Here is a 22,972-nt window from a genome sequence, read left to right as displayed (position 1 = left end):
GCGGCCGTCAGCCCATGAACTTCTTGAACTCGTCCGGGAGCTCGAAGTCCTTGCCCGGCTCGCCGGCCGGCAGGCCGAAGGCACCGCCCTGCTGGGCCGCCTGCTCGCGGCGGGCGGCCGCGGCCTGCTCCTCGGCCTTCCGCTTCATCGGGTTGCCACTCTTGCGCTTGCCCTTGGCCTGCTTCTGCTGCTTCTTCTGGCGGCCGGGGCCGCCGCCCATGCCCGGGATCCCCGGCATGCCCGGCATGCCGCCGCCCTGCGCCATCCGAGACATCATCTTGCGGGCCTCGAAGAACCGCTCCACCAGGTTCTTCACCGCGCTGACGTCGACACCGGAACCCTTGGCGATACGGGCGCGCCGCGAGCCGTTGATGATCGTCGGGTCCTGGCGCTCGCCGGGGGTCATCGACTTGATGATCGCGGCCGTGCGGTCGACGTCGCGCTCGTCGATGTTGTTGATCTGGTCCCGCATCTGCGCCATGCCCGGCAGCATGCCGAGCAGCTTGGAGATGGAGCCCATTTTCCGGACCTGCTCCATCTGGGCCAGGAAGTCGTCGAGGGTGAAGTCCTTGCCCTTGGACGACGCCAGCTTGGAGGCCATCTTGGCGGCCTCTTCCTGGCTGAAGGTCTGCTCGGCCTTCTCGATCAGGGAGAGGACGTCGCCCATGCCGAGGATGCGGGACGCCATGCGGTCCGGGTGGAACGCGTCGAAGTCGTCCAGCTTCTCGCCGTTGGAGGCGAACATGATCTGGCGGCCGGTGACGTGCGCGATCGACAGGGCGGCACCACCGCGGGCGTCACCGTCGAGCTTGGAGAGCACGACGCCGTCGAAGCCGACGCCGTCGCGGAAGGCCTCGGCGGTGTTGACCGCGTCCTGACCGATCATGGCGTCGACGACGAAGAGAACCTCGTCGGGCGAGACCGCGTCGCGGATGTCCGCGGCCTGCTGCATCAGCTCCTGGTCGATACCGAGGCGGCCCGCGGTGTCGACGATGACGATGTCGTGCAGCTTGGTCTTCGCGTAGTCGATCGAGTCCTTGGCGACCTGCACCGGGTCACCCACGCCGTTACCCGGCTCGGGCGCGTACACGGCGACACCCGCGCGCTCGGCGACGACGGCGAGCTGGTTGACGGCGTTGGGGCGCTGGAGGTCACAGGCGACCAGCAGCGGCGAGTGGCCCTGGCCCTTGAGCCAGAGGCCGAGCTTTCCGGCGAGGGTCGTCTTACCGGCACCCTGGAGACCGGCGAGCATGATCACGGTGGGCGGGTTCTTGGCGAACCGGAGGCGCCGGGTCTCGCCGCCGAGGATGCCGATGAGCTCCTCGTTGACGATCTTGATGACCTGCTGCGCGGGATTCAGCGCCTGCGAGACCTCGGCGCCGAGGGCCCGCTCTTTGATCTGCTTGATGAAGGCCCGCACGACGGGCAGGGCCACGTCGGCCTCGAGCAGCGCGATACGGATCTCACGTGCCGTGGCGTCGATGTCCGCCTCGCTGAGGCGGCCCTTGCCTCGGAGGTTCTTGAAAGTCGCTGCAAGGCGGTCGGAGAGGGTATCGAACACGGCGGTCGCGGATCCTCGGGTGTAGGGGGCGGGCGGACAGTCGAACCCAAGGGTATCGGGCTTGAGCCGATCCGTAGCAGCCCCGTCATGCCCGCAGTGCTGCTTCCAGGGTGCGTGCCACTTCCGCCGCCTCCTCGGGGGCCAGCGGGGCGCCGGCGGCGTCCGTGACGTAGAAGGCGTCCACCGCGTTCGCCCCCAGCGTCGACACGTGCGCGCTGCGCACCCGTACCGCCGCCGTCTCCAGGGCCCGCCCGATGCGGTGCAGCAGACCCGGGGCGTCATGGGCGCGGACCTCGATGACCGTCGCCAGCGTCGAGCCGGCCGGGGCGACCGTGACGCGCGGTGGCGGGGCCGTGGCGCCGTGGCGGCGGGGGTAGGCCGCCTCGCGTTCGGCGAGGCGGGAGCGGATGTCGAGGGAGCCGTCCAGGACGCGGACGAGGTCGGCGCGCAGCCGGGTGGCCTGCGGCAGGGAGCCGTACTCGGCGGCGACGCGCCAGTTCAGGACGAGGACGGCTCCGCCGCCGCCGAGCTCCGGCGGTAGTTCGATCGCGCGGAGGTCGGCCGAGCGGACGGTGAGGCGGTGCAGGGCGAGGACGCCGGCCACGGCGGGCAGGACGCCCGGCCGGTCGGGGAGGGCGATGAGCAGCTCGACGCCGACGGGTTCGGGGGTGTCGCCGTCCGGCGGGCCGTCGGCGTGCAGGGCGAGGACGGGTTCGCCGGTGCGCAGGGCCTCGATGGCGAGGCGTTCCTGTTCGGCGCTGGGCGCGGCGGGCTCGGGCGCGGGGGGTGGATCGCCCGCGAGGGCGCCGGCGACCCGCTTGACCAGGTCCGCGACGAGGGAGGCGCGCCAGGAGGACCAGGCGGCGGGGCCGGTGGCGAGGGCGTCGGCCTCGGTGAGGGCGTGCAGGAGCTCCAGCGTGGACGCGGAGCCGACGGCCGCGGCGACGGAGTCGACGGTCGCGGGGTCGTCGAGGTCGCGGCGGGTGGCGGTCTCGACGAGCAGGAGGTGGTGGCGTACGAGGGTGGCGACGACGGCGGTGTCGTGCCGGTCGAAGCCGATGCGGGCGGCGATGTCACGGGCGAGGGGCTCCCCCACGACCGCGTGGTCGCCGGGGCGGCCCTTGCCGATGTCGTGGAGGAGGGCGGCGACCAGGAGGAGGTCGGGGCGCCCGACGCGGCGGGCCATCGCGGAGGCGCGTACGGCGGTCTCGACGAGGTGCCGGTCGACGGTCCAGGTGTGGACGGGGTTGCGCTGCGGGCGGCAGCGCACGTGCTCCCATTCGGGCAGCAGGCGGCTGACGACGCCCTCGGCCTCCAGGGCCTCCCAGACGGGCACGGTGGACTCCCCCGCGCCGAGCAGGGTGACGAGTGCCTCGCGGGCCTCGGCGGGCCACGGCACCGGCAGTGGCTTGCCGGCGGCGGCCAGGCGGCGTACGGCGTACGGGGAGAGGGGCAGGCCCGCCTGGGCGGCCGCGGCGGCGGCGCGCAGGGGCAGGGCCGGGTCGCGTTCGGGGCGGGCGGTGCGGGCGAGCACGGCCTCGCCGTCCATCTCGACGACGCCTTCGGCGAGCGGGGAGCGCACGGCGGGCTGGCGTCCGAGGAGGGCGCGCAGCCGGGGGCGTACGGCCCGGGCGCGCAGGACGCGGTTGACCTCGCGCCAGGTGACGTCGCCCGCGTACGAGAGAGTGCGGGCTGCTTCGTAGACGCTGCGGAGCAGGGCGTCGGCGTCGGGCAGGCCGAGTGCGGCGGCGACCTGGGTCTGTTCCTGGAGGGCGAGCCGGTCGGTGGCGCGCCCGGTGACGAGGTGGAGGGCGTCGCGGGTGTCGAGGAGGGTGCGGCGGGCTTCGGCGAGGCCTTCGCGGGGGGCGTCGGCGAGCCAGGAGGCGGCGACGGCGCGCAGGGCGGTGGCGTCGCGCAGGCCCCCGCGGGCTTCCTTGAGGTCGGGTTCGAGGAGGAACTGCAGCTCGCCCTGGCGCTCGGCGCGCTCGCGGCAGAGCGCGTCGAGTTCGGGGAGGCGCTTGGGGGCCTGGTTGCGCCAGTCGGCGAGGACGGCGGTGCGCAGGGCGGTGACGAGGCCGAGGTCGCCGGCGAGGTGGCGGGCGTCGAGGAGCCCGAGCTGGACCTTGAGGTCCTCGGCGGCGGTTCTGCGGGCCTCGGTGAGGGTGCGTACGGAGTGGTCGAGGGCGAGGCCGAGGTCCCAGACGGGGTACCAGACGCGGTCGGCGAGCGCGGCGATGGCGGCGGGGTCGGCGCTGCCGTCGTGGAGGAGGAGCAGGTCGAGGTCGCTGCGGGGGGACAGCTCGCCGCGCCCGTACCCGCCGACGGCGACCAGGGCCACGCCGCGCGCGGGGGCCGCCTGGGCGAACAGGCCCGACAGCCATTCGTCGGTGAGGCGGGACAGGTCGGCACGGCGCGGCGGCCCGGACCGCTCCTCCTGGGTCAGGAGGTGCAGCCGGGCCGCCGCGTAGCCGCCGGGTCCCGAGTCGTCGCTCTTCACATCGGTGCTCGTCACCCGGGGCTCCTTGCCGTGTGGCGGGTTTACAGGGCGTCGGGGCCGCGTTCGCCGGTGCGGACCCGGACGGCGGTGTCGACGGGGACGCTCCAGACCTTCCCGTCTCCGATCTTGCCGGTGCGGGCGGCCTTGACGATGACGTCGACGAGCTGTTCGGCGTCGTCGTCCTCGACGAGGACCTCGATGCGGATCTTGGGGACGAGGTCGACGGTGTACTCGGCACCCCGGTAGACCTCGGTGTGGCCGCGCTGGCGGCCGTAGCCGCTGGCCTCCGTAACCGTCAGTCCGTGGACCCCGAAGGCCTGGAGGGCCTCCTTGATCTCGTCGAGCCGGTGCGGCTTGACGACCGCCGTGATCAGCTTCATGCGTCCACCTTCTTGTTCTCCACTACGGGCAGTGCCTCCGTCGCCGGGGCGGCCTTGCGCGAGCCGGCTCCGCCGCCGGCGCCGCTGAAGTCGTACGCCGTCTCGGCGTGCTCGACGCGGTCGATGCCGGAGACCTCGTCATCCTCGCTGACCCGCATGCCCATGGCCTTGTCGATGACGAAGGCGAGGAGCGCGGAGACGACCAGGGAGTAGGCGAGGACGGCGAAGACGCCGATGGCCTGCTTGCCGAGCTGCTCCAGGCCGCCGCCGTAGAAGAGGCCCTTGGCGTCGGACTGGACGCCGCCGGTGGCGAAGAAGCCGACGAGCAGGGAGCCGACCACACCGCCGACGAGGTGGACGCCGATGACGTCCAGGGAGTCGTCGTAGCCGAACTTGTACTTGAGGCCGACGGCCATGGCGCAGAGCAGACCGGCGATGGCGCCGATGGCGATCGCGCCGAGCGGCGAGCAGGAGCCGCCGGCCGGGGTGATGGCGACGAGTCCGGCGACCGCGCCGGAGGCGGCGCCGAGGGTGGTGAAGGCGCCGTGGCGGATCTTCTCGTACGCCAGCCAGGCGCACATGGCGGCGGCGGTGGCGACCTGGGTGTTGAGGAACATCACCGCGCCGACGCCGTCGTCGTTGCCGAGCCAGGAGCCGGCGTTGAAGCCGAACCAGCCGAACCACAGCAGCCCGGCGCCGAGCATGACCAGCGGGAGGCTGTGCGGGCGCATCGGGTCCTTCTTGAAGCCGATGCGCTTGCCGATGACCAGGATCACGCCGAGGGCGGCGGCTCCGGCGTTGATGTGGACGGCGGTGCCGCCCGCGAAGTCGATGACGCCCATCTCGAAGAGCCAGCCGCCGGCGCCCCAGACCCAGTGGGCGACGGGGAAGTAGACGACGGTGACCCAGAGGGCGATGAACAGCGCCCAGGCGGTGAACTTCACGCGGTCGGCGAGGGCGCCGCTGATGAGCGCGGGGGTGAGGATGGCGAACATCAGCTGGAAGACGGCGAAGACGTACACCGGGATGGTGTAGCCGTCCCACAGCTCGGTGACGCCGATGTTGCTGAGGCCGACGTAGTCGGACGACCACCCGATGAGGGAGCCGAAGTCGGTGCCGAAGGCGATGCTGAAGCCGTACAGCACCCAAAGGATCGTGACGATCCCGAGGCTGATGAAGCTCATCATCAGCATGTTGAGGGTCGACTTCACCCGGACCATGCCTCCGTAGAAGAAGGCGAGGGCCGGTGTCATCAGCATCACCAGGGCGGAACAGATGAGCATGAACCCGGTGTTCGCGGCAGACAGCGTGGGTGCGTCTGCGGCAAGGGTCGTGATGCCTGGGGGCATCGGCGTCTCCTCGTCGTCGGTCGGCCTGTGCGGGGCGGAGCCGGTGGTAGCTACACGGCTATGAGGGGTGGCCGGTTATGAGCACCGAGGTTGGCGCAGCGCGGTTTCGGTCGATGCCGCTCGATGTTTCGCCGCAGTGACGAAGAGCCCTCGCGTGTTACGCGGCTATGAACCGCGGGGTCACGGGGATGTAACGGGAGTACCCTCCCGCAGGCACGGGACCGGCCGCGACGGTCACCCTGTTGACCTGGCGTGAGGGAGCCGAGTCGGGCTGTACAGGGGTGACGGTCGCGGCCGGGGTTCGGGGTGGCTCGCGCGGTCAGACCGCTTCGGCGGTCTCGGGGAGCTGGGCGGTGAGCTTCTCGGTGAGCCGGGCTACTTCCGGTACGTCGCCGAAGTCGCGGGCGGCCGTGTCGACGGTCTTGCGCAGCCGGGTGTTGACCCGCTCGGAGCGCACCCGCTTGGCGACGTGCAGGGCCTGCTCGGCGAGGGCGGTGGACTGCTCGGGCTCGCGCTTGAGCAGGTGCACGGTGGCCATGCCGATGAGGTTCAGCGCGTAGGAGCGCCGGTGCTCCTCGTCCTTGCGGAACAGCTCGACGGCGCGCCGCATCACGGGCTCGGCGAGGGAGGCGTACGTGGGGCTGCGGCCGGCCACATAGGCGAGGTCGCGGTAGGAGTGGGCGTTCTCGCCGTTGAGCTCGGCCTCGGAGAAGAAGCGGATCCAGTCGGGCTCGGGCTCGCCGTCGAGGCCCGCGTCGGCGAAGGTGTCCTCGGCCATCCGCACCGCGCGCTTGCACTTGCTGGGCTGGCCCATGTTGGCATACGCCCGGGCCTCCATCGCATACAGCATGGCCTGGGTGCGCGGGGTGGCGCAGTCGCGGCTGCCGTACTGGGCGAGGTGGATGAGTTCCAGCGCGTCGTCGGGCCGCCCGAGGTGGATCATCTGGCGGCTCATGGAGGAGAGGATGTACGAGCCGAGGGGCTTGTCGCCGGCTTCCTTGGCGGCGTGCAGGGCGAGCACGAAGTACTTCTGAGCGGTGGGCTGGAGGCCGACGTCGTAGCTCATCCACCCGGCGAGTTCGGCCAGTTCGGCGGCGCAGGTGAAGAGCCGTCGGGTGGTGGCGGCGGGGTGCGGCTCCTGCAGGAGGTCGGTGACCTCGTGGAGTTGGCCGACGACCGCCTTGCGGCGCAGTCCGCCGCCGCACTGGGCGTCCCACTGGCGGAACATGGCGGTGGTGGATTCCAGCAGGTCCAGTTCCGGTGTGGACAGCCGGGTGGCGCGGCGCGGTGCGCCGGACTGGTCGGAGCGGCCGCCGGTGTCGCCGGTGGGGGTGGGGACGAGCCAGCGCTGCATGGGCTCGATGAGGGCGGGGCCGGCGGCCAGGGCCAGGGAGGTGCCGAGGAAGCCGCGCCGGGCGAGCATGAGGTCGCTGCGGGAGAAGTCGCTGAGCAGGGCGACGGTCTGGGGGCCTGCCCAGGGGAGGTCGACGCCGGACACCGAGGGTGACTGGTGGGCGGTGCGCAGGCCGAGGTCCTCGATGGCGACGACCGTGCCGAAGCGCTCGGAGAACAGCTCGGAGAGGATGCGCGGGATGGGTTCGCGGGGCTGTTCGCCGTCGAGCCAGCGCCGTACGCGTGAGGTGTCGGTGCTGATGTGGTGTGCGCCCATCTGGCGCGCCCGGCGGTTCACTTGGCGCGCGAGCTCGCCCTTGGACCAGCCGCTGCGCACGAACCACGAGCTCAGTTGCTCGTTCGGGCGCTTGCCGGCATTCGTACCGTCTGCGCCGCTGCCGCCCACTGGAACGCCCCCATCCGCTGTCGTCGCCTGTTGCGCGAACCCTTGTCAGAATGCCGTCGATCGCGACCGTCCGCGTACGAAACGCGGAACCGGCTTGCCCCCGGCATACCCACGAGGAACGGCCACCACCCCGGTTTCATGTACCGAAAGTAATCCTACGATCACCGATCAGGCGAGGTCGTTTCCATAAACGCCACCATTCGCCACCCCTTCGAATGAACTCGCCCGGCTCCAGGCGCGATTCACTTGACGCACGACGACCAGGAGCCGGTGGATCGTCGTACCGCGGGGCGCGCGTGACGACACGCACCACTCCTCGATGCCTCCGCGCGCCACCCGTTGGGGCATGGCGGCGACGCAGCGTCACGACAAGACTCCGGGTCGTAACCACCGGCGAGCTACACCCGTTGGAGGGGGCATGGGCTTCACGATCGGCTCGACCCGGACCCGCACCCGCATCCGCGACATCCGGCGCCGCGGCATGCGCACCGCGGAGTGCACCGTGGTGGCGGAGTACACCGGCCTGTGGGGCTGGGACGTGGTCCCGGGCGCGCGTGCCGCCTCCGGGCGCTGCTCCTGCGGCGACCCGGCCTGTACGGCTCCGGGGGCGCATCCCTTCGACTTCGCGCCCGAGGTGCCGGCCGGCGCGACGCTCGACACCGTCTCCGAGGCGTGGTCCCGGTTCCCGGGGGCCGCGCTGATGCTGCCGGTGGGGCGGTCGTTCGACGTCCTGGAGGTCGCCGAGCCGGCGGGCCGCCGGGCGCTGGTCCGCATGGAGCGGATGGGCCTGCCGCTGGGCCCGGTCTGCGCGACCCCGACGGGGCGCGCGCAGTTCTTCGTGGCGCCTGGCGCGGCGGCGGAGCTGCCGGAGCTGCTGTACCGGATGGGCTGGGACGACGCGGACCTCGACCTGCACTGCCTGGGCCCGGGCGCGTACATCACGGCCCCGCCCTCGGACCACGCGGGGCTGGGACCCGCCCGGTGGCTGCGGCCGCCGTCGTTGGACGCGGGCGCGCCGCCGCAGGCGCGGCTGCTGCTGGGGACGCTGGCGTACATCTGCCACCGCTCGGCGGGCTGACGCCGCCCTCATACGTAAAGCCTCATACGTAAAAAAAGGGGGGCCCGGGGGGGGTGAACCCCCGAGCCCCGGACCCTCCGCCGGAGCGGGTCAGTCGCCGTCTCAGTCGCCGATCAGCGCGTCGACGAAGGCCTCCGGCTCGAAGGGGGCCAGGTCGTCCGGGCCCTCCCCGAGGCCGATGAGCTTCACCGGGACGCCCAGCTCGCGCTGGACCGCGACGACGATGCCGCCCTTGGCCGTGCCGTCCAGCTTCGTCAGGACGATGCCGGTGATGTCGACGACCTCGCGGAAGACCCGCGCCTGCACCAGGCCGTTCTGGCCGGTCGTGGCGTCGAGGACCAGCAGAACCTCGTTCACCGGGCCGTGCTTCTCGACGACGCGCTTGACCTTGCCGAGCTCGTCCATCAGGCCCGTCTTGGTGTGCAGGCGGCCCGCGGTGTCGATCAGGACGACGTCCGCGCCCTCCGCGATGCCCTCCTTGACCGCGTCGAACGCGACCGAGGCCGGGTCGCCGTTCTCCGGGCCGCGGATGGTTCGGGCGCCGACGCGGTCGCCCCAGGTCTGGAGCTGGTCGGTGGCGGCCGCGCGGAAGGTGTCCGCCGCGCCGAGGACGACCGAGCGCCCGTCCGCGACCAGCACGCGCGCGAGCTTGCCGGTGGTCGTGGTCTTGCCGGTGCCGTTGACGCCCACGACCATCACGACGGCCGGGGTGTCGAGGTCGCTCTCCGTCTTCAGCGAGCGGTCGAGGTCGGTGCCGACCAGGGTGAGCAGTTCCTCGCGCAGGAGCGTGCGCAGCTCCTCCGGCGTCCGCGTCCCGAGCACCTTCACGCGCTCGCGCAGCCGCTCCACGAGCTCCTGGGTCGGCGCGACGCCGACGTCGGCAGTGAGGAGGGTGTCCTCGATCTCCTCCCAGGTGTCCTCGTCGAGGTGCTCCCGGGACAGCAGGGTGAGCAGCCCCTTGCCGAGGGAGGTCTGCGAGCGGGCGAGCCGGGCGCGCAGCCGGACCAGCCTGCCCGCGGTCGGCTCCGGGACCTCGATCTCGGGTGCGGGCGGCGCCGCGACGAGCGGGTCCTCGACGGCCGCGGGCGCTTCGAGCGCCTCCTCGGCCGTCGGGAGGTCCACCTCCTCGATGGTGCGGCGCGGTTCCTCCCGCGGTGTCTCCGCCTCCTCGCCGACGTGCGGCTCGGCGGGCGGAGCGGTGATGGTCGGCGTGGACGACGGCGCCTGCGGCGGCGGCAACTGCTTCTTCTTGCGGCTGCTGACCACGAGGCCGCTGATCGCGCCGACCGCGACCAGAGCGATGACTACAGCAAGGATGAGGATTTCCATAACGCGACCAGTATCCCCCAGTGCCGTAGGCCCCTATCTGGAGCTTTTGGGGTGAATGTACGATGTCGTGAATCCCCCACCTCTGCCCGGAGCTGACCCATGCCCCACGCCTCCGCGTCCGAAGGCGCGATAGAGACCCGCGGCCTCGAGCCGGTCCCCGACGGGGAGCGCACCGGCCATGTCCGGGAGCTGTTCCCCACCTGGGTGGCCGCGAACATCAGTGTGCTGCTGCTCACCATGGGCGCCGGTCTGATCGTCTTCAACGGCCTGAACATCTGGCAGGTCCTGGTCGTCGCGCTCGCCGCGCCCCTCCTGTCGTACGGGATCGTCGGCCTGATCTCGATCGCGGGCAAGCGGGGCGGATCGCCCGGCATGGCGCTGTCGCGGGCGGTTTTCGGCCAGCGCGGCAACCTCTTCCCCGGCTCCCTCATCTGGGTGGCCCGCTGGGGCTGGGAGACGATCAACGCGGTCACCGGCGCGTACGCCGTGCTGACCGTGCTGGACCTGCTGTTCGGCGTGAAGAGCAGCACTCCGCTGATCGTCGTCACCCTGCTGTTCTTCGTCGCCGCCACCTTCGTGGTGTCGGGGCTCGGCATCACCGCGCTGCGCGTGTGCAGCACGTGGTCCACGTACCTCTTCGGCGCCTTCTCCGTGCTGGTGCTGGTCTATCTGGTCGCCAACACCGACTGGGCCGCGGTCTTCGACAAGCCGGCCGGGTCGACGGCGATGTTGATCGCGGGCATCGGCACGATCGCGGCGGGCGGCATCAGCTGGGTGCCCTCCGGGCCGGACTTCACCCGCTACCTGCCGCGTACGGCGTCGAACCGGGCGGTCGTCGGCTCCACGGTCGGCGGCGCCGGGATCGTGGTGCTGCCGATGGTGCTGATGGGCGCGGTGATGGCGGTGTCCACGCCGGACCTGGCGTCCGCGCAGGACCCGGTGTCGTTCATCGGCGAGCTGCTGCCGGCCTGGATCTCGGTGCCGTACCTGATCATCGCCCTCATCGGCATGCTGCTGATCAACTCGATGTCGATGTACTCGGCGGGCTTCACCGCGCAGACGCTGGGCATCACGGTGCCGCGCGCCTGGGCCGTCAGCGTGAACGCGGTGATCTCGCTGGTCTTCGGCTTCCTGCTGATGGTGGTGGCGACCAGCTTCATCGGCTCGTTCATCTCCTTCCTGACGCTGCTGGCGGTGGCGTTCTCGGCGTGGATCGGCGTCTTCGGCGTCGACATGCTGCGCCGCCGTACGTACGACGGCGAGGCGCTGATGGACACCACCCGCACCAGCGCCTACTGGTACCGGGGCGGCTTCGCCCCGCAGGCCATGGCGGCGTGGGGTGTGGCGCTGCTGGTGGGGCTGGCCTTCACGAAGGTCGACTGGTTCGCCGGGCCGCTCGCCGGTTCCTGGATCGGCCGCAACGGGTTGGGCTGGCTCGTGACGATCGTGGTGGCGGCGGTGCTGTACGCCGTGCTGCCGCGCGCCGCCGCGGCGGCTCCCGCCGGGGCGGCGGAGGAGCAGGAGCGCGAGCGGGCCGCGGCCTCCGCCTGAGCCCCTCGGGGGCTGAAAACGTACTGCCCCGGCTCGGTCCTTCGGAGGACGAGCCGGGGCAGTCTCGTTGCTGAGGAGAGGGGCAGCGGGGATTAGCCCATCTCCTCCAACGCCTTGCCCTTGGTCTCCTTGACGTACCGGAGTACGAAGGGGATGGAGAGCACGGCGAAGATCGTGTAGATGATGTACGTGCCGGAGAGGTTCCAGTCCGCCAGGGACGGGAAGCTCGCGGTGATGGCCCAGTTCGCGAGCCACTGTGCGGAGGCTGCGACGCCGAGGGCCGCGGCGCGGATGCGGTTGGGGAACATCTCGCCGAGGAAGACCCAGACCACCACGCCCCAGGAGAGGGCGAAGAAGAGCACGAAGAGGTGGGCGGCGATCAGGGCGACGACGCCCTGGGTCTCCGGCAGCTTGCCGCCGACGAGGTCCGCGGAGAAGGCCCACGCTTCGAAGGCGAGGGCGATCGCCATACCGGCGGAGCCGACGAGGGCGAGCGGCTTGCGGCCCACGCGGTCGACCAGGACCATCGCGATCACGGTGCCGATGATGTTGATGATCGACGTGGTGAAGGAGTAGAAGAACGAGCTCTCCGGGTTGACGCCGACCGACTGCCACAGCGTGGACGAGTAGTAGAAGGCGACGTTGATGCCGACGAGCTGCTGGAAGACCGAGAGGCCGATGCCGACCCAGACGATGGGCAGGAAGCCGAAGCGGCTGCCGAGCAGGTCCCGGAAGCTGGACTTGTGCTCGCGGCGCATGGCCGTCTCGATCTCGGCGACGCGGGCGTCCAGGTCGACGCCCTTGCCCTCGACCTCGGCGAGGACCTCCTTGGCGCGGTCGTGGCGGCCGACGGAGATCAGGAAGCGCGGCGACTCGGGGATCGCGAAGGAGAGCAGGCCGTACAGCACGGCCGGGACGACCATCACGCCGAGCATCCACTGCCAGGCCTCGATGCCGGCGATCTCGCCGCGCTGGTCGCCGTCGGCCATGTTGAGGATGGCCCAGTTGACCAGCTGGGAGACGGCGATGCCGATGACGATGGCGGCCTGCTGGAAGGAGCCGAGCCGTCCCCGGTACGCGGCCGGCGCGACCTCCGCGATGTAGGCGGGGCCGATCACCGAGGCCATGCCGATGGCGAAGCCGCCGATGACGCGCCACATGGCGAGGTCCCAGAGCGCGAACGGCAGGGCCGAGCCGACGGCGCTGACGGTGAAGAGCACCGCGGCGATCTGCATGCAGCGGATGCGTCCGATGCGGTCGGCGATCCGGCCGGCGGTGGCGGCGCCGATGGCGCAGCCGATCAGGGCGATCGCGATGACCTGCGCGAGGGTGCCGGAGCCGATCTCGTACCGGTGGCGGATGGCCTCGACGGCGCCGTTGATGACGGAGCTGTCGTAGCCGAAGAGGAAGCCGCCCATCGCGGCGGCGGCCGTGATGAAGATGACATGGCCGAGGTGGTCGGGGTGGGCCTCGCGGGCTCCCGACGCCGGTGGCTGGGCGGCGGGTGGCTGGGCGGTGCTGGTCACGGTGAACTCCTGGGCCCGGCAGCGTCGCCGAGCATGGGGGGCGAGCCCTTCCAGTGGCGCACAACATGACGCCGCCCACCACTTGAAGGTAAAAGCAACGTTGCAGAGACTATGCCTTCAAGTTTCGAAGTCAAGGGTTGAAGGTCTGTGAATTTGACCGGACGGCGTGTCGACTTGCGTTCATGACTTGAAGACAACTCAGCGGAGACGCTGGCTGATCACCTTGGACACGCCATCGCCCTGCATGGAGACGCCGTAGAGGGCGTCCGCGACCTCCATGGTCCGCTTCTGGTGCGTGATCACGATCAGCTGTGAGCTCTCCTGGAGCTCCTGCATGATCCGGATCAGCCGCTGGAGGTTGGTGTCGTCGAGCGCCGCCTCGACCTCGTCCATCACGTAGAACGGGCTGGGCCGGGCCTTGAAGATCGACACGAGGAGGGCGACCGCGGTCAGCGACCGCTCCCCGCCGGACAGCAGCGACAGCCGCTTGACCTTCTTGCCGGGCGGGCGGGCCTCGACGTCCACGCCCGTGGTGAGCATGTGGTCGGGGTCGGTGAGGACCAGCCGCCCCTCGCCGCCGGGGAAGAGGCGGGAGAAGACGCCCTCGAACTCGCGGGCCGTGTCCCGGTACGCCTCCGTGAAGACCTGCTCGACGCGTGCGTCCACCTCCTTCACCACCTGAAGAAGATCGGCACGCGTCTTCTTCAGGTCCTCAAGCTGCTCGGAGAGGAACTGGTGGCGCTCCTCCAGCGCCGCGAACTCCTCAAGGGCGAGCGGATTCACCTTCCCGAGCTGCTGGTACGCCCGTTCGGCCGTCTTCAGGCGCTTTTCCTGTTCGGCGCGGACGAAACGCCGGGGCTGGTTGCGCGGATGCTCCGGATCGTCGGGCAGGTCCTCCCCCTCGGCGGGCGGGGAGGGCGGCACCGGCTGGTCGGGCCCGTACTCGGCGACGAGGACGGCCGGCTCCACGCCCAGCTCCTCCAGCGCCCGCGTCTCCAGCTGCTCGATCCGCAGCCGCTTCTCGGCGCCGAGCACCTCGCCGCGGTGCACCGAGTCGGTGAGCTTGTCGAGCTCGCCCTTCAGCTCGCGGCCCCGGGCCCGGGCGGCCGACAGGTCCTGCTCGCGCGCCGCCTTGGCGGACTCGGCGGCGGCCCGTTCCCGCTCGGCCCGTACGAGGGAGACCTCGACGTGCGCGAGGAGCTGCCGGGCGCCGGAGGCGACGGCCGTGGCGACCTCGGCCTCGTGGCGCAGCCGGGCGCGGCGCTGCTCGGCGCGGGCGCGGGCCTCGCGTTCGGCGCGGGCGGCCCGGTCGAGGGAGTCGGCGCGGCCGGCGAGACCCTTGACCCGTTCCTCGTGCGTACGGACCTGGAGGCGGGCCTCCATCTCGGTCTGGCGGGCATTGGCGCCGTCGGCGGCGAGCCGGTCGCGTACGGAGGTGTCCGGCTCCTCGTCCCCTCTCTCCCCGAAGGGGGACGCCTCCTCGGCGACGGCGAGCCGCTCCGCGAGCTCCTCGGCCTCCTCGGTCGCCTTCTCCAGGGCCTCCTGGGCGCGGGCGGCGGCCGCGGCGGTCCGCTCGGCCTCGCCCGCGGCGCCCCGGGCCTGGCCGGCGAGCCGCCCGAGCGCCTGGGCGACCTGGGACTTCTCCCGGTCGGCGGCCCGGCGCCGCTCGCCGAGCTCCTCCACTCGGGCGGCCGCGGCGCGGCGCCGCTCGGCCGCCTCGGTCTGCGCGGCGGCGAGCTCCTCGCACCGTACGGCCAGCTCGGCCAGTTCGGCGGCGGCCTCGTCGACGGAGGCCTGGACCTCCAGGAGGCTGGGCGCCCCGGCGGAGCCGCCGTGCGCGAAGTGCGCCCCGAGGACGTCGCCCTCGGCGGTGACGGCGACCGCGTCGGGGTGCGCCGCGACCAGGTCCTCGGCGTCCTCCAGGGTGCCGACCACCACCATTCCGCGCACGAGCCTGCGCACGGCGGCGACGAGCCCTTCGGGCCCCTGGACGAGGTCGGCGACCCGCGTCCCGCCGGGAACCGGGGGCTCGGGCGCGTACGCTGCCGTGCGGTTGATGAGGAGGGCGGCCCGCCCCGCGTCCTGCTTGCGCAGCAGCCGGATGGCGTCGGCGGCCGTCGCGGGGTCGCGGACCGCGAGCGCGTCGGCGGCGGCGCCCAGGGCCGCGGCGACCGCGACCTCGTGGCCGGGCGTCACGGTCAGGAGCTCGGCCGCCGGGCCCAGCAGCCCGGCCAGGCGGTCGGTGGCGGCGAGCAGCGCGCCGGTGCCGTCCTTGCGGCGCAGCCCGAGGGCGAGGGCCTCGTGGCGGGCCTGGGTGGCGGCGCGCTTGCGTTCCGCCGCGGTGGCGGCCTCGCGGGCGGCGGTGAGCGCGGCCTCCGCGTCGGCGAGCTCCCGCTGGGCGGCCTCGTGGCGCTCGGCGAGTTCGGCGTCGCCCGCGTCGAGGCCGTCGACCTCGGCCTGGAGCGCCTCGTACTCCTCCTGGGCGGCGGCCGCGCGCTCGCGGGCCTCGTCGCGGGCGGCGGCCAGCCGGTCGATCTCGGCCTGCGCGGCGGCGGCGCGCGAGCGGGCGGCGCTCACCTGCCCGGACAGCCGGGCCAGGCCCTCGCGCCGGTCGGCGATGGCCCGCGCCGCGTCCTTCAGGCGCCGCTCCTCGGCCGCGAGGTCCCGCTCCAGGTCGGCGCGGTGCGCGACGGTGTCCTCCAGGGCCCGCTGGGCCGCCTCCAGCGCGGCCTCCAGCTCCGCCTCCTGCTCGCGCACGCGGGCGGCCTCGCGCTCCAGGTCCTCGGGGTCGCGGCCGCGCCGCTCCTCCACGGGGGGCGCGGTGGCGCTCTTCACCCGGGCGTCGGCCAGCGAGACGGTGCCGCGCACCCGCTCGGCGAACTGCGACAGCCCGTACCAGGTCTGCTGGGCGCGCTGGAGCCGGGGGGCGAGCCTGCGCACCTCGTCCTCCAGCTCCGCCTCGCGACTCAGGGCGGTCTTGAGCTCGGCCTCGGCCCGCTCCTTGCGCTCCTTGAGCGCGGCCTCGTCGGCGAGCTCGGTCCGCAGCGCTTCCCGCAGGCGTACGAGGTCGTCGGCGAGGAGCCGCAGCCGCGCGTCGCGCAGGTCGGCCTGAATGACGGCGGCCCGCCGCGCCACGGCGGCCTGCCGGCCGAGGGGCTTGAGCTGGCGCCGCAGCTCGTCGGTGAGGTCCTGGACGCGGGCAAGGTTGGCCTGCATCGCGTCGAGCTTCCGCAGCGCCTTCTCCTTGCGCCTGCGGTGCTTGAGGACGCCCGCGGCCTCCTCGATGAAGGCCCGCCGTCCCATGGGGTCGGCGTGCAGCACGGAGTCGAGCTGGCCCTGCCCGACGATCACGTGCATTTCCCGGCCGATACCGGAGTCGCTGAGGAGTTCCTGGATGTCCAGCAGCCGGCAGGTGTCGCCGTTGATCTGGTATTCGCTGCTGCCGCCGCGGAACATGATCCGCGTAATGGTGACTTCGGCATAGTCGATGGGGAGCGCGCCATCGGAATTGTCGATCGTGAGGGACACCTCGGCGCGGCCCAGCGGCGGTCGCCCGGTGGTGCCGGCGAAGATGACGTCCTCCATCTTTCCGCCGCGCAGCGACTTGGCGCCCTGCTCGCCCATGACCCAGGAGAGGGCGTCCACCACATTGGACTTGCCCGAACCGTTCGGTCCCACGACACACGTGATGCCCGGTTCGAACCGCAGGGTGGTGGCGGAGGCGAATGACTTGAAACCGCGCAGGGTCAGGGCCTTGAGGTGCACGCCCCCGGACTCTACCGGGCGTCCTTCGTTTGACCCATGAACACGAAGGGCAGACCAGACCGTAAGGAGAGGGGATACGGCAGATGAACACGGGGCACCCGGGAGGCACGGGGTGCCCGGGGAGCCTGGGGGACACGGGGTGCCAGGGGTTCATGGGGCAGAAAAGAAAGAAGGGACGCCGTAGAAGCGTCCCTTGCATATCTCGCATATCTCGGGAGAGTGTTTCTCACCTGCCCGTGGGGGCTGTGGTCAGGTGAGCGCAGGCTCCGCCTTGGATACGTCGATGTCGATGCCGTCGAGCAACGACTCGCCGCTGTTCGCGGCGGCTGCGTTCAGCGCGTCGTTCTCGGACTGGATCCGTACGAGCTCGGATTCCAGGTCCTGGACGCGCTGCTGAAGCCGCCGCATCTCGGCGAGAAGTCGCGGGTCGGAACCGCCGACATAACCGAGAAGCGCCTTTGCCATGATGGATGGTCCTCCACACTGAGTGACCGACCGAAGCGGTGTGGGTCGTGAGGGTTCGCACCCGCGGTTCCGGCAGCAGTGCGTGGTGCCGCTGCGGTTCCCACTGCCAAACAGCTAAGGTGCGCGGGGCTTCCAGAGTCTCACCAAAAAGTTTGACGGTCAACACGATCACGCCCCGCATCAAGGGCCAACCGGGGGGTCTGCGGCCGCGGATGCTGCGGCGGCGCCTCGCGCGCGGTGGCCTCGGGGGCGTGTCGATCTTCGTTGTCCGCGCAGCCTGGCACGCGGCGCCATTCTTGGCAACCACCAGGCACTTTTCCCCGTCCGAGGGGACGCGCGGCACTCCGTGCCCGGGGGCCGTGGTGGGCCCCGGCGCCCCCGGACCAAGATCGCCAGACGCTCGTCAGCGGATCTCGAAGCCGTCGTAACCGCCGCGCGGCGTGGCCCAGATCTCAGTGACTCCGTCAACACGGCCGGGTGTGTCGCCGGCGGAGAGCCACTGCAGCAATTGGTGGCAATTCTCACTCGGCCCTTCGGCCACCACCTGGACCCTCCCGTCGTCGAGGTTCGAGGCGAATCCGGTGAGGTCACCGATGCGCAATGCGTTTTCCCTGGTGAACCAGCGGAAGCCCACTCCTTGTACATGGCCGCGCACCCAGGCGGTGAGCCTTACGTGATCATTCATGGCTGCACGCTAACCGGCGAATTGCTCGGCGAGCACTTCTCCCCCACGCGTCATGGCGTACAGTCCCGACGCAATGAGCCTCACCCATTCGGGTGAGTTAGTCATCAGGAAGGCAGAGCAGATGGGACGCCACCGGAAGAAGCGGGCCGTGGTCCCCGTACGCACCGGTCTGCTCGGCGCCTCCGCCGCGATGGCGGTGGGCGCCGTCGCCGTCGCCTCCGGCCTGCTGCCGGGCGGAGACACGTACAAGGTGGGCGGTGGCCCGTCCGCCGAGCACATACGCACGGGGGGCCCGGAGCTCCTGACCCAGGGCGGGGCGAGCGCCACGCCCACCGGTCGCGCGTCGGCCTCCCCGAGCCCGAGCACGAGCCCCAGCACGAGCCGGAGCGCCGAGCGGCCTCAGGCGCCGTCGAAGAAGCCCACGGCGAAGCCGACGCCCACCCCCACCAAGCCGTCGTCCACGCCGTCGAAGCCGACGAAGGCCCCCGAGCCGTCGAAGTCCACGGAGCGGGCGCGGCCGAAGAGTGCAAGTCCCACCCGTGAGGCCACGGCGGCGTCCCAAGGGGCCGTCGAGGGCTCCACGGCCTCCCGCCTGGCGAGCAAGGAGCGGGCCGCCGAGGCGGCCGTGCTGAGCCTCGTCAACGCCGAGCGCGCCAAGGTCGGCTGCAGCCCGGTCCGCCCCGACGCCGAGCTGTCGTCGCTGGCCGGGGCGTTCAGCCTGGACATGGCGGAGCGGAACTTCTTCTCGCACACCGACCCGGACGGGGACTCCCCGTGGGACCGCGCCGCGCAGGCGGGCGTGTCGGGGCTCGCCGCCGAGAACATCGCCCGCGGCCAGTCCGACGCCCAGGCGGTCATGGACTCCTGGATGAACAGCGACGGCCACCGCGCCAACATCCTCAACTGCGACTACAAGACGCTCGGCGTCGGCGTGCACTTCGCCGCGGGCGGCCCGTGGTGGACGCAGGACTTCGGCTTCTGAGGCTCCTTAAGGCTCGTGAGCCTGCTGAGGCTGCTCAGTGCCCGCGCGCTTCAGGAGACGGTGCGCGGGGGTCGCTGGCAGCGGGGGCAGTAGTAGCTGGACCGGTTCATCCAGGGGCGGCGGCGCATCAGGGTGCCGCAGCGCCGGCACGGCTCGCCCTCGCGGCCGTACGCGTCCAGGGAGCGGTCGAAGTAGCCGGACTCGCCGTTGACGTTGACGTACAGGCTGTCGAAGCTGGTGCCGCCGACGGCGAGCCCGGCCGTCATCACCTCCCGTACGTGGCCGAGGAGCTCGGCCGAGCGGGGGCGGGTGAGAGTGGCGGTGGGGCGGTCGTAGTGGAGCCGGGAGCGCCACAGCGCCTCGTCCGCGTAGATGTTGCCGACGCCGCTGATCAGCGACTGGTCGAGCAGGGCCCGCTTCACCGTCGTACGGCGCAGGCGCAGCGCGGTGTGGAAGGCGGCCTCGTCGAACTCCGGGTCCAGCGGGTCGCGGGCGATGTGCGCGATGGCCTGGGGCAGCCCCTCGGGGGTGTTCTCGTGGAGCGAGAGCCCGCCGAAGGTGCGCTGGTCGACGAAGCGGAGCTCGGTGCCGAGGGCATCGTCGAAGCGGATCCGTATCCGGAGGTGCTTCTCGTCCGGGGCGTCCTCGGGCTGGACGAGCAGTTGCCCGCTCATGCCCAGGTGCCCGAGCACGGACGCGTCGGTCTCCTCCAGCGGCAGCCACAGGTACTTCCCGCGCCGCCGGGCGACACCGAAGCGGTGCCCCTTCAGCCGGGCCGCGAAGTCCTCGCCGCCCGCCAGGTGCCGCCGTACGGCACGGGGGTGCAGCACCTCCACCTCACGGACGGCCCGCCCGCTGATCCAGCGCTCCAGGCCGCGGCGTACGACCTCGACCTCGGGCAGCTCGGGCACTGGGAACCTCCGGTGGGAGATGTGGAGGGGGATATGGGGAAACCCCGCCGCACCGTGGGGACGGTGCGACGGGGGCAGAAGCGTGCAGCAGGTGCAGCGGCTCAGGCCGTGGCCGAGTTCGCCGTGGTGTGCGCGGCTTCGGGGACCGAAGAGGTGTCGGCGGCCTCTTCGGAGTCGGAACCGGAGCCGGAAGCGGAGTCGCCGCCGGAACCGGAAGCGGAGTCACCGCCGGATTCGGCCGCGGCCTTCGCCGCCGCCTCCCGCTCGTCCGCGGCGGCCCGGATGGCCCGCCAGGCGGACTCCGCGGCCTGCTGCTCCGCTTCCTTCTTGCTGCGGCCGGTGCCGGTGCCGTACGAGACACCACCGACGCGGGCAGCAGCAGTGAAGGTCTTCTCGTGGTCCGGTCCGGTCTCGGTGACCAGGTACTCCGGAACGCCGAGGCCCTCGGCCGCGGTCAGCTCCTGGAGGCTGGTCTTCCAGTCCAGGCCGGCGCCGAGGTTCGAGGACTTCTCGATCAGCGGGTCGAAGAGCCGGTGCACCAGCTCGGACGCCGCTTCGAGGCCCTGGTCGAGATAGACCGCACCGATCACCGCTTCGAGGGTGTCGGCGAGGATGGAAGCCTTGTCCCGGCCCCCGGTGCCCTCTTCTCCCCGGCCCAGCCGGATGAAGGAGCCCAGGTCGAGGCCGCGGCCGACCTCCGCCAGCGCACGCGAGTTGACCACCGCGGCCCGCAGCTTGGCCAGTTGGCCCTCGGGCAGGTCGGGGTGGGTGCGGTACAGCGTGTCCGTGACCACCAGGCCGAGCACGGAGTCCCCGAGGAACTCCAGGCGCTCGTTGGTGGGCAGACCGCCGTTCTCGTACGCGTACGAACGGTGGGTCAGCGCACGCACCAGAAGGGCGGACTCGAGCTGATACCCGAGCCGCCCTTCCAGAAGCGTGTGGGACGAGGCCGTGTTCTCCGCCTGCTTCTTGGCGTCATCCGCCGTTTTGTGGCTAGACACGGTGCCTCTCACCAGCCCGCTCAGACCGAGAGGACCTGGCGCTTGTTGTACGTGCCGCAGCTGGGGCACGCGATGTGCTGCTGCTTCGGCTCCTGGCAACGCTCACACGAAACCAGGGTGGGGACCGCAGCCTTCCACTGCGACCGGCGGTGGCGCGTGTTGCTGCGCGACATCTTCCGCTTCGGAACAGCCACGGCTACTTCTCCTGCTTCTCGTCGACGCCCGGTTCGGCGCCGCTCATGTTGTCCTTCTCGCCGGTCCCGAGTGAATCGGCGAGTCCCTGCAGTGCCGCCCAACGGATGTCGACGGCGTCATGGTGGTGGTCCGGGTCGTCGTTCAGGCCGGCCCCGCATTCGGGGCACAGACCGGCACAGTCCTCCCGGCACACCGGCTGCAGCGGCAGTGCGAGCACCACCGCGTCACGCAGCACGGGCTCGAGGTCGAACATGCCGTCCTCGAGGGGGGTCATGTCCTCGTCGTCCTCGGCATCGTCGTCCGCGGCCCCCTTGCGGTGGCCCCGGTCATCGGTGTCGGGGTACGAGAACATCTCCTGGAAGTCCGCCACAACGTCCTGGTGCAGCGGCTCCAGACACCTTACGCACTCCCCCTCGGCTCGCGCACGGGCGGTGCCTGTGACGAGCACACCTTCCATGACGGACTCGAGGCGGAGCTCCAGCTCGACCGGCGAGCCCACGGGCACGCCGATGACGTCGGCGATGCCGAGGTCGGCGGGGGCCTGGACCGAGCGGGAGAGCCGCTGGAGGGCACCAGGACGCCGCCCCAGCTCGTGCGTGTCGAACACGAGGGGGTTGCGGTGGTCGAGGCGCGTACTCAGGGCTCTTCCTGCTTTCGGAAATCGTCTGGGGGGCGGCCCGGCATCACGGCCGAGGCCGGTGCGGGCACGCCGAATCGCGGATGTACTCGCGACCGAAGAGCCAGGATACTTGACGCTTCGCTCACAGCCCAATCCGGGGCAGTGCGCTCCGGGTCCGCGGGCCGCTCAGCGGCCTTGCTCGTACCGGCGCAGCTGCTCCAGGTCGATCATGCTCGTGTCGAAGAAGCTGGTCTCGTCGAGCGCGGCCGCCTGCTGGCCGCCGTCCGGCACCGGCTGCGGCTGAGACTGCTGCTGGCCGTGCTGACCGTACGCGTACGGGTCGGCGTACGCCTGATCGTAGCCACCCTGCTGCGGGTAGCCGGCGTACGGGTCCTGCTGGTAGCCGTACGCCTCCTGGGGCGCGCTCTGAGGCACGTACGTGTACGGGTCGGGCGTCAGGGCCGGGGCCGCCGGGACGTGCGGCGCGGAGGCCGCCACGGGCTGCTGGCGGGCGGGCTCGGGGTCGGCGAGCTCGGCGAGGCCGGCCAGGTAGTCCGCGTCGCTGGTGTGCCGCTGCTGGGGGAAGCCGGCCGCGTCCTGCGCCGCCATGTGGGCGCCGAGCTCGTCGGTGGCGATCCGGCCGTGCAGCTTCTGGCGGCCGCGCCCGACGGCCTCCAGGGTCTTGGAGAGGACCGCCTCGAAGGCGCCGAGCTTGGCGTCGACGTAGGCGTCGGCACGGTGGATCAGGGTCTGCGGGTCGGCGCTGTACTCGGGGGCGTCGTCGTCGCCGTACGCCTCGCCGTCGGGGCCGGTCGCGGCTCCTCGGCCGAGGAGCTTCTCGCGGCCGCGGTCGACGGAGCCGATGGTCTTGGTGAGGACGACCTCGAAGTTGGCGAGCTTGGAGTCGACGTAGTCGTCGGCCTCGGCGCGGATCTCCTCCGCCTCGCGGCGGGCCTCGGCGAGGATGCGGTCGGCCTCCTCCTGGGACTGCCGGGCGATCTGGGTGTCGGAGATCAGCGAGCCGCGCTCGGCGTGGGCGGCCTCGATGATCCGCTCGGCCTCCGCGCGGGCCTGCTCGACGAGCTGCTCGCGGCCGCCGATCAGCTCCTCGGCCTGGGCCAGGGAGCCGGGCAGGGCCTGGCGGACCTCTTCGAGCATCGCGAGCAGCTCGGCGCGGTTGACCACGCAGGAGGCCGACATGGGCATGGAACGGGCGTTCCTGACCGTCTCGACGATCTCGTCGAGCTTCTTCTGCACGTCCACCGTGTGCTCGCCACTCT

General features: G+C 71.8%; 18 protein-coding genes. 3 read left to right on the top strand and 15 right to left on the bottom strand.

Translation table 11 applies throughout. The features are described 5' to 3' along the window. Positions 1–7: 7 nt before the first annotated feature. From ffh to ACIRNI_RS02395, 5 genes are all read right to left on the bottom strand, one after another. Entirely contained in the window at positions 8–1,561 is a 1,554-nt protein-coding gene (gene ffh, locus ACIRNI_RS02415; RefSeq protein WP_403547582.1) for a signal recognition particle protein, read from the bottom strand. Positions 1,562–1,646: 85 nt separating this feature from the next. After that, positions 1,647–4,073 (bottom strand): [protein-PII] uridylyltransferase, encoded by a 2,427-nt coding sequence (locus ACIRNI_RS02410; protein ID WP_403547580.1) that lies wholly within the window; start codon positions 4,071–4,073, stop codon positions 1,647–1,649. 26 nt (positions 4,074–4,099) lie between these two features. Next, complete coding sequence (locus tag ACIRNI_RS02405) at positions 4,100–4,438, bottom strand: P-II family nitrogen regulator (protein ID WP_403547578.1); 339 nt, start codon at positions 4,436–4,438, stop codon at positions 4,100–4,102. Beyond that, positions 4,435–5,787, bottom strand: a complete 1,353-nt coding sequence (locus tag ACIRNI_RS02400) for an ammonium transporter (protein WP_403547576.1) — start codon at positions 5,785–5,787, stop codon at positions 4,435–4,437. Before ACIRNI_RS02400 ends, ACIRNI_RS02405 begins: the two co-directional genes overlap by 4 nt. A gap of 319 nt (positions 5,788–6,106) precedes the next feature. Beyond that, the gene (locus tag ACIRNI_RS02395) at positions 6,107–7,585 is read right to left on the bottom strand and encodes a hypothetical protein (RefSeq protein WP_403547574.1); all 1,479 of its coding nucleotides are present in this window, start codon (positions 7,583–7,585) and stop codon (positions 6,107–6,109) included. Positions 7,586–8,003: 418 nt separating this feature from the next. Here ACIRNI_RS02395 and ACIRNI_RS02390 point away from each other — a divergent pair, with 418 nt between their 5' ends. After that, positions 8,004–8,663 (top strand): bifunctional DNA primase/polymerase, encoded by a 660-nt coding sequence (locus tag ACIRNI_RS02390; protein ID WP_403547572.1) that lies wholly within the window; start codon positions 8,004–8,006, stop codon positions 8,661–8,663. A 102-nt stretch (positions 8,664–8,765) separates the two neighbouring features. Here the strand turns inward: ACIRNI_RS02390 and ftsY are convergent, their stop codons facing one another. Next, complete coding sequence (gene ftsY, locus ACIRNI_RS02385; RefSeq protein ID WP_403547570.1) at positions 8,766–9,992, bottom strand: signal recognition particle-docking protein FtsY; 1,227 nt, start codon at positions 9,990–9,992, stop codon at positions 8,766–8,768. 99 nt (positions 9,993–10,091) lie between these two features. Between ftsY and ACIRNI_RS02380 the strand changes: the two genes are divergently transcribed. Then, on the top strand, positions 10,092–11,543 hold the full coding sequence (locus tag ACIRNI_RS02380) for a cytosine permease (RefSeq protein ID WP_403547569.1): 1,452 nt from the start codon (positions 10,092–10,094) through the stop codon (positions 11,541–11,543). A 92-nt stretch (positions 11,544–11,635) separates the two neighbouring features. On the opposite strand, the gene ACIRNI_RS02375 is transcribed toward ACIRNI_RS02380, so the two are convergent. The 4 genes from ACIRNI_RS02375 to ACIRNI_RS02360 form a co-directional block, all read right to left on the bottom strand. Beyond that, the gene (locus tag ACIRNI_RS02375; RefSeq protein WP_403547567.1) at positions 11,636–13,069 is read right to left on the bottom strand and encodes a sugar porter family MFS transporter; all 1,434 of its coding nucleotides are present in this window, start codon (positions 13,067–13,069) and stop codon (positions 11,636–11,638) included. Positions 13,070–13,267: 198 nt separating this feature from the next. Then, complete coding sequence (gene smc / locus ACIRNI_RS02370; RefSeq protein ID WP_403547565.1) at positions 13,268–16,834, bottom strand: chromosome segregation protein SMC; 3,567 nt, start codon at positions 16,832–16,834, stop codon at positions 13,268–13,270. A 249-nt stretch (positions 16,835–17,083) separates the two neighbouring features. Then, positions 17,084–17,299 (bottom strand): hypothetical protein, encoded by a 216-nt coding sequence (locus tag ACIRNI_RS02365; protein ID WP_355356281.1) that lies wholly within the window; start codon positions 17,297–17,299, stop codon positions 17,084–17,086. A 403-nt stretch (positions 17,300–17,702) separates the two neighbouring features. Continuing rightward, on the bottom strand, positions 17,703–17,984 hold the full coding sequence (locus ACIRNI_RS02360; protein WP_403547563.1) for an acylphosphatase: 282 nt from the start codon (positions 17,982–17,984) through the stop codon (positions 17,703–17,705). Positions 17,985–18,105: 121 nt separating this feature from the next. Between ACIRNI_RS02360 and ACIRNI_RS02355 the strand changes: the two genes are divergently transcribed. Beyond that, positions 18,106–18,966, top strand: coding sequence for a CAP domain-containing protein (locus tag ACIRNI_RS02355; protein WP_403547562.1), 861 nt, complete (start codon positions 18,106–18,108; stop codon positions 18,964–18,966). A gap of 50 nt (positions 18,967–19,016) precedes the next feature. Here ACIRNI_RS02355 and mutM read toward each other — a convergent pair whose 3' ends face one another. The 5 genes from mutM to ACIRNI_RS02330 form a co-directional block, all read right to left on the bottom strand. After that, positions 19,017–19,877 carry a bifunctional DNA-formamidopyrimidine glycosylase/DNA-(apurinic or apyrimidinic site) lyase gene (gene mutM / locus ACIRNI_RS02350; RefSeq protein ID WP_403547560.1) on the bottom strand — a complete coding sequence of 287 codons (861 nt, stop codon included), beginning with the start codon at positions 19,875–19,877 and terminating at the stop codon, positions 19,017–19,019. A gap of 101 nt (positions 19,878–19,978) precedes the next feature. Continuing rightward, complete coding sequence (gene rnc / locus ACIRNI_RS02345; RefSeq protein ID WP_403547558.1) at positions 19,979–20,890, bottom strand: ribonuclease III; 912 nt, start codon at positions 20,888–20,890, stop codon at positions 19,979–19,981. An 8-nt stretch (positions 20,891–20,898) separates the two neighbouring features. Then, positions 20,899–21,072: a 50S ribosomal protein L32 gene (gene rpmF, locus ACIRNI_RS02340; RefSeq protein WP_030496967.1), complete on the bottom strand. Its 174-nt coding sequence runs from the start codon at positions 21,070–21,072 to the stop codon at positions 20,899–20,901. Positions 21,073–21,074: 2 nt separating this feature from the next. Continuing rightward, a complete protein-coding gene (locus tag ACIRNI_RS02335; RefSeq protein ID WP_403547556.1) occupies positions 21,075–21,680 on the bottom strand; it encodes a YceD family protein in 606 nt (201 codons plus the stop codon). A 198-nt stretch (positions 21,681–21,878) separates the two neighbouring features. Continuing rightward, positions 21,879–22,955 (bottom strand): cell division initiation protein, encoded by a 1,077-nt coding sequence (locus tag ACIRNI_RS02330; RefSeq protein WP_403547554.1) that lies wholly within the window; start codon positions 22,953–22,955, stop codon positions 21,879–21,881. Positions 22,956–22,972: the final 17 nt, after the last annotated feature.

The sequence above is a fragment of the Streptomyces sp. NPDC093546 genome (assembly GCF_044765045.1).
Lineage (GTDB): Bacteria > Actinomycetota > Actinomycetes > Streptomycetales > Streptomycetaceae > Streptomyces.
This window is presented reverse-complemented; position numbering and strand designations above follow the sequence as displayed.